An 11,651-nucleotide genomic window follows, 5' to 3' on the forward strand; every position below is an offset into this window, starting at 1 on the left:
TTAGTTTTCTTTTTTAACAATTTCATTGATATTAATTGGAATTGGTAAATCTACCCCTTCGTGTAAAAAACGTTTATGTACAGTTTCTTTTAAGGCACACTTTGTTTTAAACTCCTGAAAAGGTTCATTTAACCACACATATGCTCGCATATGAATATGATCTGGATGAATATCAATAACACGTACATCTACTTGATGGATATCTGCCATTACTTGTTCTGGAGTTCGATAATCTATTACAGTAGGCAGTTTTACTGCTTCTTCTTGAATTATTTTTCTTGCCAAATCAATATCAGCTTTAATACCTAGTTTAAAATTATTAAAACTTAAAATATGCGAATCTTCTATGGTATGATTTAAAATAGAATCGGTACTAATTACTGAATTTGGAATAATTAACCGTTTGTTCTCAAAATTATTAATTACTGTATGACGTAATGTAATATCTTCAACAATTCCTACGCGTGTTTCATCTAGTTTGATATAGTCTCCTACACGAAACGGACGAAAAATAACAATAAATGCCCCGGCTATTAAATTAGAGAGTGCTGCTTGTGCTGCAAAACCAATAATAGCTGCTAAAATACCAGCTCCAGAGAAAATTAAAGTTGCCTTACTTCTAAAAGCAGGCACTGTCATGATAATATATACAACACTTAAAAGACCAATGATAAAAGTTACAGAATTGCGTAAAAACTGAATACTTGTTCTACCAAAGCGATCTTCCTTTTTATGTTTAATTAACTGCCAAATAATAGCTCGTACTACCCTTGAAACTCCCCAAGCGATGAGAGTTACAAGTAAGATATACCCTATTATTCCGAAAAAGGAATTTAAATTGAATTTGTATGTTAATAATTCTTTCATTATAAAGAAAGATTAAATGCTTTTGTTGCATGAATTGTGGTCGTATCAAAAACAGGAATCTCTACATCGTTTTGTTTAATTAATAAGGGGATTTCAGTACATCCTAATATAACTCCTTCCGCACCTTCAGTACATGCTTTTTCTATAATAGCAAGATACTTTTCTTTAGTTTTTTCACTAAGAATACCTTTTGCTAATTCAGCATAAATAATATGATGAATTACATTTCTATCTTCTTGATTGGGTATAATCGCATCTATACCAAAGCTTTTTAACACATCTGTATAAAAAGTCTTTTCCATGGTATACTTGGTTCCTAATAATAGAACTTTTTTCAATTGCTTTTCTACAATTGCTTCTGCTGTTGCTTCTGCAATATGAATTGCTGGTATCGTAACTTCATTCCTTACTGCTTCAATACATAGATGCATTGTATTTGCACAAATTACAATACAACTCGCACCTGCCTTTTCTAAACTTGCAGCTGCATTGGCCATAATAGTATCTAAAACATCCCATTTGCCAGCTACTTGTAATGCTGATATTTCACCAAAATCAACAGAATTCACCAATACTTTTGCTGTATGTTCTCCTCCATACTTCTGCTGTGCTAAATCATTTAGCACTTGATAATATGTAATTGTTGATTGAGGTGTTATCCCTCCTATAAGCCCTATTATTCTCATTTAAAACAATGCGGTTTGACTTTCGTCATCCTTGCTTTTTTTCTTTTTTTGAAGTGCACGTTCAAGTGCCTTTCTAGCTTTTTCTTCTTTTGATTCTTCAAAATCTTTCTTTACCTCAGACACTTCTAATGGTAAAGCTTCTTCTACAATTTCTTCCTCTTCATTCACCTCTATGTCCTCTACCCTTTCTTCCTCTGGCTCTTCATATGGAAGTGATTCTAACAAATTAATTGTTTTAATCTTATCTGCAGTTAACTGATTTCCTAAAGCTTTAATTCCTTTAACTGCTATAAACTCTTCAAAGTTCACCTCGATATTTTCTAAACTACGTTTCGAAAAAAGAACCTCGGCCATCGGACGATAATCAGTAGCAATTATTTCTAACTTCGATTTTTCGTGTTCAGAAATAAAAATTTCTTCTTTATCAGGAGCTTCTATTAAAAAACGTTTTACAAAATAACGTTCTTTGTTTCCATCAAAATAAACAGCTGAAATCGGTTTTTTAGGCTTCCATTTCTCTAAGACAATCATATCATCTTCAAAATGCATCCCCAAATCTGGAGTTACCGCTTTAATCTTACCTGATTGTGTAGCGATTAAAATCTTATCTTCTGCTTTAAATTCTCCCAACAACTCTCCTCTTCCATCTACATTTAAACGTTGAACTGTATCGTCAAACCAAATTTTACGAGGTTTTAAAGTAGATACTCCTGCTTCTTTAAATTCAACTTTTTTAATAGCATATTTAGTTACCTGGTTACCACGTACGCTACGGCCTTTAATAGCTAAATCAGCAAAATCGATATCCCATTTTAACTTTTTAATACTACCTACCGCACGTAATAAAATAGTAACTACCTCAGCTTCTCCATTCGGGTTTGCAGAGAAATACAATACTTTAGATTTTGGATCCTCATTGGCTAAATTATACTCTTTATCGCGTGTAACCGATGTTACGTTAAAACGCTTCATGTATGACGCTCCTTTAGCTCCATCTCTATAAATCATGTTATATACGGTGCGTCTATCTTTCTTTTTGAAAATTGCAACGTGAATAATTCCTTTACCTACGAAAGTTTTAGAGTCTACTTTAGTCACAATCATCGATCCGTCTTCTCTAAACACTATCACATCATCGATATCAGCACAATCAGTAACATATTCATCTTTTTTCAACGATGTCCCTATAAATCCTTCTTCTCTATTTACATACAACTTAGAGTTACGCATTACTACCTTGGTAGCTACAATATCGTCAAAAATTCGGATTTCTGTTTTACGCTCCTTCCCTTTTCCGTATTTGGTTTTTAATTCTTTAAAGTAGTCGATAGCAAACTCTATTAAATTTGCCAAATGATGTTTTACCTCAGCTATTTTTTCTTCTAAGCTTTCAATAAATTGTTTTGCCTTGTCAATATCAAACTTAGAAATCTTTTTAATTCTGATTTCTGTTAAACGCACAATATCTTCCTCAGTAACTTCTCTTCTTAAATGCTTGATATGAGGTTGCAAACCTTTGTCAATAGCCTCAATTACCCCTTCCCATGTTTCAACTTCTTCAATATCACGATAAATTCTATTTTCAATAAAAATACGTTCTAATGAAGCAAAATGCCATTGTTCTTCTAACTCATGTAGTTGAATTTCTAATTCATTTTTTAATAATTCAACTGTGAAATCTGTCGATTTTTTTAGAATCTCAGTTACACCTATAAAAATAGGTTTATTGTCTTCAATAATACAACACAGTGGTGATATTGAGTTTTCGCAGCTAGTAAAAGCATATAACGCATCAATTGTTTTATCAGGTGATACGTTAGGTGGTAAATGCACCAAAATCTCTACTTCAGCAGCGGTGTTATCCTCTATTTTTTTTATCTTAATCTTCCCTTTGTCATTCGCTTTTAAGATACTGTCAATTAACGACGAAGTAGTTGTTCCGAACGGAATCTCATTAATAACCAATGTTTTCTTATCGAGAGCCGATATTTTAGCACGTACTCTAATTTTACCTCCTCTTTTTCCGTCTTTATAATCGGTTACATCTACGATACCACCTGTTAAAAAATCAGGAACAATAGTAAAGCTTCTTCCTTTTAAATACTTGATAGAAGCATCTATTAATTCATTAAAGTTGTGAGGAAGAATTTTGGTTGACAATCCTACCGCAATACCTTCTGCTCCTTGTGCTAATAACAACGGAAACTTTACAGGTAAGTTTACAGGCTCTTTTTTACGACCATCATAAGATGCTTGCCATTCAGTAGTTTTAGGGTTGAAAACAACATCTAAGGCAAATTTTGATAAACGTGCTTCAATATAACGAGATGCTGCTGCACGGTCACCAGTTAAGATATTACCCCAGTTACCTTGCATATCTATCAGCAATTCTTTTTGTCCCATTTGCACCATTGCATCGGCAATAGAAGCATCACCATGCGGGTGATATTGCATAGTATGCCCAACAATGTTCGCTACTTTATTGTAACGACCATCGTCTAAATCTTTCATTGAATGCATAATACGACGTTGTACGGGTTTGAAACCGTCTTCTATCGAAGGTACAGCACGTTCTAAAATTACATACGAAGCATAATCTAAAAACCATTCTTTATACATACCAGTAACTTTGGTAATGGTCTCAGCGCTTTCTAAGGGTTGGTTTAATTCTTCGTCGTGTCCGTAATTATTGTTTTCTTCACTCATGTATGAATGTTTAAACGTTTATTCGTTTAAGATTTATTTTTTATTGTTTTTTTCGCAAACTGCATTACAGCTATAAATAAGACTGCTGTAATTATACCTAAATAAGGTGATGAATTACTTTCAAAAGATAAATCACTATAGTTTATTTGGGTTAACCAAAAAACCAATATTATCGCAAAAAGAACTGATACTACATCAAAGATTTTTCTTACATTTTTCATACTATACTTCTTCTACGATATCTAACTCAACTTTTAAGTTGTTAATGATAAATTTTTGTCGGTCTGGAGTGTTTTTACCCATATAAAACTCTAACATTTGCTCTATAGACATTTCTTTATCTAACATCACAGGATCTAAACGAATGTCATCTCCAATAAAATGGACAAACTCGTTAGGAGAAATCTCCCCCAATCCTTTAAATCGAGTAATTTCTGGTTTTCCTCTTAATTTCTTAATTGCTGCTTGCTTTTCTTCTTCTGAATAACAATAAATGGTTTCTTTTTTATTTCGTACTCTAAACAGCGGAGTGTCTAGAATATATAAATGTCCTTCTTTAATAACTTCTGGGAAAAATTGTAAAAAGAAGGTGATTAACAGCAAACGAATGTGCATACCATCTACATCGGCATCGGTAGCTATTACAATATTATTGTAGCGTAAATCTTCTAACCCATCTTCAATATTCAGTGCTGCTTGCAATAAGTTAAACTCTTCGTTTTCATACACGATTTTTTTAGACAATCCGTACGAGTTTAGCGGTTTTCCTTTTAAACTGAATACCGCCTGTGTGTTTACATTTCGTGATTTGGTAATCGATCCACTTGCCGAATCTCCCTCCGTAATAAACAAAGTCGTATCTAAATAACCATCTTTTTTGGTATCGCCAAGATGAATACGACAATCACGAAGTTTTTTGTTATGTAAACTTGCTTTTTTTGCACGCTCGCGAGCTAACTTTCGAATTCCAGATAACTCCTTACGTTCTTTTTCAGCTTGTAAAATCTTCTTTTGAAGTTTGTCTGCTATCTCGGTATTCTTATGTAAATAGTTATCTAATTGTGTTTTTACAAAATCATTAATGTACGTACGAACGGTTGGTAAATCACCTCCCATTTCGGTAGAACCTAACTTAGTTTTCGTCTGACTTTCGAAAACAGGTTCCATTACTTTAATAGAAATCGCTGCGATGATAGATTTACGAACATCAGATGCATCAAAATTCTTTCCGAAAAACTCACGTACCGTTTTTACCACAGCTTCTCTAAAAGCATTTAAATGTGTACCTCCCTGCGTGGTGTTTTGACCATTTACAAACGAATGATATTCTTCTGAATATTGCGTTTTACTATGCGTCATCGCAATTTCAATATCCTCACCACGTAAGTGAATAATTGGATACAACATATCATCTTGATTGTTGTTGTCTTCCAATAAATCTTTTAATCCGTTTTCTGAATGAAACTTTTCTCCATTAAAAACTATGGTTAACCCTGGGTTTAGATATACATAGTTTTTTAATAACTTTATAATATACTCCGGACGATACTTGTAATGTTTAAAGATTGTATCATCTGCAATAAAAGTTACTTTGGTTCCTCTTCTACGTGAGGTTTCTTCTAAAAATTCTTGATTGGTTAAATTTCCTTTTTCAAATTCTGCAGTAGCCGATTTACCATCACGGGTAGACTCTACTCTAAAATAAGTTGACAAGGCATTTACCGCTTTGGTACCTACTCCATTTAGTCCTACCGATTTTTTAAAGGCACGTGAATCGTACTTACCACCGGTATTCATTTTCGATACTACATCGACTACTTTTCCTAACGGAATACCACGACCGTAATCGCGTACAATTACTTTTTCACCTTGTACCGAAACTTCGATCGTTTTTCCTGTGCCCATTACAAACTCATCTATAGAGTTATCGAGCACTTCTTTTATCAAAATATAAATTCCGTCGTCTGGAGAAGAACCGTCTCCTAATTTTCCGATATACATCCCAGGACGCATACGAATATGTTCTTTCCAATCGAGCGAGCGAATATTATCTTCGGTATATTTTGTTTCTTGAGTCATAAAAATAAAGGAAATTGAAGTCTCTGCTAAAATAGTGTTTACAACGTAAAAACAAAAAACTCTGTTAATTTAATTATCAACAGAGTTCAAGTTATTTTTCCTTCAATTGTTTGGCCTCAATTTTGCATAGTGTTCTTCCGTAATTTTCTGCTTTCTTCTTCAAAATTGTTTTAATTTCAGTTTTACAAACAGTAAGTCCCCTGCATGTTTTCTTCAAATGATAACGATTACTTGCCACACTTTTACATATGAATACTTTTTCTTCTTTTTTTTCTTGAAAGGCCATTAGTATTAATGTTGCAAATATGAGTAGTATGTATTTTTTCATTGTTCTTTAACTTTAATTAACCTTTTCTACCTCTAACTCTTCATAATAATCTATTGTTTTTAAAAGTAAAAAGTCTAACTTATAGATATCATCAATTTTCTCTATTTTTTCTCTAACCTCTTTTTTGTTAGCATCGAATAATCCAACATATTTAGTCTTCCCATTAAAGTGAAATCTACATAACGGTTTACGATTATTATCATCTAATAGAACTCCGAAATAGGATTGTGTATCTCTATAAGCCACTCTTTCTACTTGTATTTTTTTTCTCAAAATAGCTACTACTATTCTATACGCTTCCATTTCTTCTTCTGTCGTTACTATCTTACTTTCATTTTTCTGTTCAGACTCTATATTCTCCTCCACTAATTTTTCTTCTTCTTTGTTCAACGCACTATGCAGTCGATCATTTACTCTCTCGCTTATCAATTGATTAATCGATTTTGACACTAATTCTTTAAACTGTTCTAGAACTCTTTCTGTTTGTCTTCCTGAATAAACTCTTGAAGAGAAAAATCGAATAAAATCATTTTCAGGATCCACCAATTGGGTATTAAAAATCTTTTTTATCTCTTTAGAATATTTTAAAGAACTGGCATTATTAACTATTTGATCAATATCAAAATTTGATTTATGAAACTTTAGTATTTCATTAATTGTAGGCTCTTTCAACTTGGTAATATCAAACTCTAAAAATGGTTTCTCATCCATTTTATTTGTCGCTTCTAAATCAGTAAAAAACTTATATTCTATACCATTTGTTAAAAGTGCAAATCTCGATTTTGAAGTATGAAAATATCTGAATAATTGTGAATTATGTGTATTTAAATTTTCCTTCCAATGTTTACACTCTATAATTAAAATAGGAACATTATTTTCAATAATGGCGTAATCTACTTTTTCTCCTTTTTTTAATCCAATATCGGCTGTAAATTCTGGTACTACTTCTGTTGGATTAAAAATATCATACCCTAATATGTCTATAAAAGGCAACACAAAAGCTGTTTTTGTAGCTTCTTCTGTTTCAATTTGATCTTTTAATGTTGTAATCTTCTGAGAAAGTGCTTTTAGTTTGTTAGCTAGTTCCATTTCATAAGTTTTGTTAATATGCTACCAAATCTAAACTTACTAAAAAACAAAACCTTACGGTTTTCCGTAAGGTTTTAAAAAAAGTATATTTATATCTTTTAAATCAATCCGAAGTCTTTGGTTATAGCTATCAATTGAGTAGGATTATTGGCGTTAAAATTTTCTTTTAATAGTTTTAAGCGTTTTTCTACTGAACTTATACTACTTGGTTTGATGTTCTTGTTTTTTAACTCTCCGCTAATCTCTTTTTGATCCAATCCCTCAGCTAAATGTTTTAATAAAAACACATCGTAATCTGTAACTTCAAATGCTTCTTTATTTCGTAAGGCATGTGCTAATTGCGGAGTAATAAAAAACTCATCGTTATAAACAGATTGTACTGCTTTTTTGAGTTCTTTTTGTCCATGGTTAGATTTCCATACATACGCATTTACCTCTAATTCATTACATAGTTGTTGAATTCGGTACGGTTTGTCTTCTATAGAAAATACTATAGTTTTTAAATTAGGTTGCAATTTTTTTGCTTCAGCTATGAGATCTTCTCCTGATTCTAATCGTTGTGGATTAACATTATCTTTAAATGATAGATCACTTACTAATAAATCAAATGGCTCTTTATCTAACCATGCCTTTTTTAATTTTAAATAAGCTTCATCACAGTATTGTGCGTATTCTATAGTAGGTATTTGCATGTCTTCTAAAGCTACTTTAATTCCGCTTGACATGAAATCGGCATCTTCGGCTATCAATATTTTTTTGAACATAACTACTTTTTAAATTGAAACTTTGCTTGAAATCCTTTTTCTTGCTTTGATTCAAAAGTAATAATCCCTCCTACCGATTTAATACGGGTTTCCATATTTTGTAAACCGTTTTTTATTGATAGGCTCTTAACTCCTTCTCCATTATCTTGATATACAACAGATAACATTTTTTTAGACAACGAGAATGTAATAAGCACCAAGCTTGCTTCACTGTGTTTTTTCATATTTACCAAGAGTTCTCGTAACACTCTGTATAATACTATTTGCTTTTCTTTTGGCAACTCATTTACTACTACTTCTTTCAATCCTTTATGGATTACTTTACAAGTATCATTTGTAAAATCTATAAATAACTGCTTTAAAAAACTCTCAAAATGTTCTCCTGTAAGTACTGGGCTATTCTCATGAGAAATATCTCTGGTTTGAGCGTATATTTTTTCTACCCTTGCTAGTAGTTTGGTATCTGTTTCTGCTTTATTTTGTAAAGTATTCATTACTGCATACACATCGTTTGCTAATTCATCGTGTATTTTTTTAGACAAACGGGTTTCTGTATTATATACTTCTATGGCTTTTTCTTTTTTAGTTTTTTCTCTTTTATAGAAGAAGTATACTATAGAAGTTACTATGGTAAGAATAGCTGCAAAAAGCCAGAGTTGTTTTTGTGATCTTTGTTGTTCTAAACTAAAGTTTGATTCTGCTAACCGAGCTTTTGCTTCTAATTTTTTTCGTTTTTCTTCCTCTGCATCATATTTTATTTTTGCAAACTTTATTTTCTTTTTTCCTTCTGACAGTTTTATACTATCCTTTAATTCCTTTAGCTCTTCAAAATAAACACTTTGTTTAGAACTTGGATAAAGTACTAATTTATTTAACGCTTCTACTCTACTCCTTATACTTTTTTCCTTAACTGCATAATAATACATCTTTTCAGCATTCTTATATGATTTAAATTTATCTACTTTAAAATAATAATTAGATAAGTTTTTATAACTGGATATTAATCCTACATAATCATCTTCTTTTTTTCTTAAATCTCTTGCCTTTATGAAATCTTTTAAAACATTTTCATCTATTTTGTTTTCCCATTTAATTCTTGCCAAATTATCTATAACTTTAGATTTTGTATTTCTTAAATCACTAAAATCAGTAGTATCTAGTAAGTTCTGATAAATAGTTAAAGCCTTTTTATAATCACCATTATAGCCATATGAATTGGCCAAGTTACTGTAGAATTTAATCAAATTACTTTTATTATTTGGTAACTCTATTGCTTTTTTATAATATTTAATAGCATCTCCATAATTAAGCCTTTGTTTAGAGTTTATGGCTAAAGAATTGTAAACCATTCCCTTGTATTTGTTTTCATTTTTACTCAAATACCTCAAAGCCTCTACAGCTGCTGAATCACTATCACTAAAGTTCTCAAAACTTGATAAAATAAAGGATATATTAATTAGACTTTTAGAAACTCTTAAACTATCTTTTAATTTCAAAAAATAGGGTATAGATTTCTTATAAAAATAGTATGAAGAATCTTTTTTTTTATACTTTTTATAGTAGATACCTTTTCTCTGATATGCTTTACCTATGTAAAGAGAATCATTATTCTTTTTTGATAATGCTAAATATTCGTCTAAAAATTTTAAGACACTATCTTTTTGTTTTATTTCATCATAAAGTTTTATTTTTTTAAAAATGCTCTTATACTCATTAGGTTTATTTTGGCATAACAACTTATTCGGAGCAAAAACTAAAAACAGAATGATTAGATTTTTTTTCATTCTACTAATATAAAAAAAGGCGCATTATATAATGCGCTTTTTTCTTTAATCTTCTTCATCATCCTCCACTGGTGTCGGATCTTCCTCCCCACCTGTATCAGTTGTTGTTGTCTCCGTAGAGTTAGTTTCTGGTACTACAGTTGTTGAATTTGTATTTATAGTATATAATCCATTTGTTACTAAAAATGTTATGATTAATAAAACCTTGTTCATTTTATTTTCTTTTAAAAATTGATAAAATTTATCCTGTCCAAGCACTTTGCTTAGGTACAGTTACACCTTGTGGGTGTAGAATTTTTAAAAGAGGTGCGCATCTCTTTTGCGGGAAGTGAAGATGAACATCGGTGTTTTTTAGTAGCTCCCCCTCTAAGAAAATCCACTAATGTTTATCTTATAATTAGAACCAATCAATTGTTTTGTTTTTTCTCTCTCGATTAATTCTGATGCAAATATTGGCAATGAAAAAGGTTTAAAATGAACCATTATTTAACCAATTTTTCTCCATATTGTATTTGTGCACATTATGGTTAACCGTAACCAAAAAGTGACCACTTTGGATACTTTTGGCCAAACACCAAATAACCATGATTAAACAACTTATAACCGATTTTTTTAATGCTATAGAGAAAAATGAGTATAAAACCAATAAAAATGCGAAGGCTGTTTTTTGGGCTAATGAGTTACAAGAAGTAGGCTATAATGATGAAAACTATATTAGTGAACGAAAGGCTAAACGTTATTATGAAAAGTATGTGGAAGAAAAAGAAAGAGTAAGTGTTAGTTTACCTAATAGCTACCAAAGAGATTTCATGGCTAACTACCTAAACTATGAGGGGTATGAAGATTATGTTAATAAACATACTTCCTCTAATAAGAAATCTTCTAAAAAAAATAATACGTTTGATAATAACGTTGGGGATACTTCTAGTAAAGGGAAAGTAAAAAAGCAAAAATCTATTATTGTCGTGGGGATTATTATAATTGTCCCTTTTTTATTTATTTATAGAGAATCATTCCTTGATAGTGGTAATTGTTTCGTTTGGAAAAAAAACCATTATAAAAAAACTTCTTGCACTACTGAAAATTCCATAAACAATAATATATTTTCTATAAATATTAATTCTTTTAAGAAAGTAATTCTTACTAAGGATATGGAGTTTTTTACTAACGGTAAGCCGAATTTTTGGTATGGAAATAATACGAAAGGAAAACGAGAGTTCTTTACGGCTAGGGGTGTACATCCTGAAACTTTAAAGGAATTAAAACCCATTACTGAATATATTTTAGAAAGTGAAGGGTTTACTATAACAAAAAGCGCTGTTGAATAGCTATTCAACAGCGCTTTTTT

At 31.2% G+C, this 11,651-nt stretch carries 10 protein-coding genes; 1 reads left to right on the forward strand and 9 read right to left on the reverse strand.

Going from position 1 to position 11,651, the window contains the following annotated elements; translation table 11 throughout:
• The 9 genes from DFQ07_RS00230 to DFQ07_RS15440 all read right to left on the reverse strand — a co-directional run bounded on the left by DFQ07_RS00230 (position 1) and on the right by DFQ07_RS15440 (position 10,516).
• Positions 1-867, reverse strand: a complete 867-nt coding sequence (locus DFQ07_RS00230) for a mechanosensitive ion channel family protein (RefSeq protein WP_133534279.1) — start codon at positions 865-867, stop codon at positions 1-3.
• Positions 867-1,553, reverse strand: a complete 687-nt coding sequence (locus DFQ07_RS00235) for an aspartate/glutamate racemase family protein (RefSeq protein WP_133534280.1) — start codon at positions 1,551-1,553, stop codon at positions 867-869. Before DFQ07_RS00235 ends, DFQ07_RS00230 begins: the two co-directional genes overlap by 1 nt.
• On the reverse strand, positions 1,554-4,259 hold the full coding sequence (locus DFQ07_RS00240; protein WP_133534281.1) for a DNA gyrase/topoisomerase IV subunit A: 2,706 nt from the start codon (positions 4,257-4,259) through the stop codon (positions 1,554-1,556).
• A 222-nt stretch (positions 4,260-4,481) separates the two neighbouring features.
• Positions 4,482-6,338 carry a DNA topoisomerase IV subunit B gene (locus DFQ07_RS00245; RefSeq protein ID WP_133534282.1) on the reverse strand — a complete coding sequence of 619 codons (1,857 nt, stop codon included), beginning with the start codon at positions 6,336-6,338 and terminating at the stop codon, positions 4,482-4,484.
• Between the two features lie 91 nt (positions 6,339-6,429).
• Positions 6,430-6,666 carry a hypothetical protein gene (locus DFQ07_RS00250; protein WP_133534283.1) on the reverse strand — a complete coding sequence of 79 codons (237 nt, stop codon included), beginning with the start codon at positions 6,664-6,666 and terminating at the stop codon, positions 6,430-6,432.
• 12 nt (positions 6,667-6,678) lie between these two features.
• Positions 6,679-7,755 (reverse strand): type I restriction endonuclease, encoded by a 1,077-nt coding sequence (locus DFQ07_RS00255; RefSeq protein ID WP_133534284.1) that lies wholly within the window; start codon positions 7,753-7,755, stop codon positions 6,679-6,681.
• A 98-nt stretch (positions 7,756-7,853) separates the two neighbouring features.
• Entirely contained in the window at positions 7,854-8,519 is a 666-nt protein-coding gene (locus DFQ07_RS00260) for a helix-turn-helix domain-containing protein (protein WP_133534285.1), read from the reverse strand.
• Between the two features lie 2 nt (positions 8,520-8,521).
• Positions 8,522-10,303, reverse strand: a complete 1,782-nt coding sequence (locus DFQ07_RS00265) for a tetratricopeptide repeat-containing sensor histidine kinase (RefSeq protein ID WP_133534286.1) — start codon at positions 10,301-10,303, stop codon at positions 8,522-8,524.
• A 45-nt stretch (positions 10,304-10,348) separates the two neighbouring features.
• Positions 10,349-10,516 (reverse strand): hypothetical protein, encoded by a 168-nt coding sequence (locus DFQ07_RS15440; RefSeq protein WP_166627682.1) that lies wholly within the window; start codon positions 10,514-10,516, stop codon positions 10,349-10,351.
• Between the two features lie 371 nt (positions 10,517-10,887).
• Here DFQ07_RS15440 and DFQ07_RS00270 point away from each other — a divergent pair, with 371 nt between their 5' ends.
• Positions 10,888-11,631 (forward strand): hypothetical protein, encoded by a 744-nt coding sequence (locus tag DFQ07_RS00270; protein ID WP_133534287.1) that lies wholly within the window; start codon positions 10,888-10,890, stop codon positions 11,629-11,631.
• Positions 11,632-11,651 lie beyond the last annotated feature (20 nt).

Source organism: Tenacibaculum caenipelagi (genome assembly GCF_004363005.1).
GTDB classification, from domain to species: domain Bacteria; phylum Bacteroidota; class Bacteroidia; order Flavobacteriales; family Flavobacteriaceae; genus Polaribacter; species Polaribacter caenipelagi.

Excerpts from the sequence above, each read along its gene's own strand:
- DFQ07_RS00230 (WP_133534279.1), bottom strand. The coding sequence starts at position 867 with ATGAAAGAATTATTAACATACAAATTCAATTTAAATTCCTTTTTCGGA.
- DFQ07_RS00235 (WP_133534280.1), bottom strand. The coding sequence starts at position 1,553 with ATGAGAATAATAGGGCTTATAGGAGGGATAACACCTCAATCAACAATT.
- DFQ07_RS00240 (WP_133534281.1), bottom strand. The coding sequence starts at position 4,259 with ATGAGTGAAGAAAACAATAATTACGGACACGACGAAGAATTAAACCAA.
- DFQ07_RS00245 (WP_133534282.1), bottom strand. The coding sequence starts at position 6,338 with ATGACTCAAGAAACAAAATATACCGAAGATAATATTCGCTCGCTCGAT.
- DFQ07_RS00250 (WP_133534283.1), bottom strand. The coding sequence starts at position 6,666 with ATGAAAAAATACATACTACTCATATTTGCAACATTAATACTAATGGCC.
- DFQ07_RS00255 (WP_133534284.1), bottom strand. The coding sequence starts at position 7,755 with ATGGAACTAGCTAACAAACTAAAAGCACTTTCTCAGAAGATTACAACA.
- DFQ07_RS00260 (WP_133534285.1), bottom strand. The coding sequence starts at position 8,519 with ATGTTCAAAAAAATATTGATAGCCGAAGATGCCGATTTCATGTCAAGC.
- DFQ07_RS00265 (WP_133534286.1), bottom strand. The coding sequence starts at position 10,303 with ATGAAAAAAAATCTAATCATTCTGTTTTTAGTTTTTGCTCCGAATAAG.
- DFQ07_RS15440 (WP_166627682.1), bottom strand. The coding sequence starts at position 10,516 with ATGAACAAGGTTTTATTAATCATAACATTTTTAGTAACAAATGGATTA.
- DFQ07_RS00270 (WP_133534287.1), top strand. The coding sequence starts at position 10,888 with ATGATTAAACAACTTATAACCGATTTTTTTAATGCTATAGAGAAAAAT.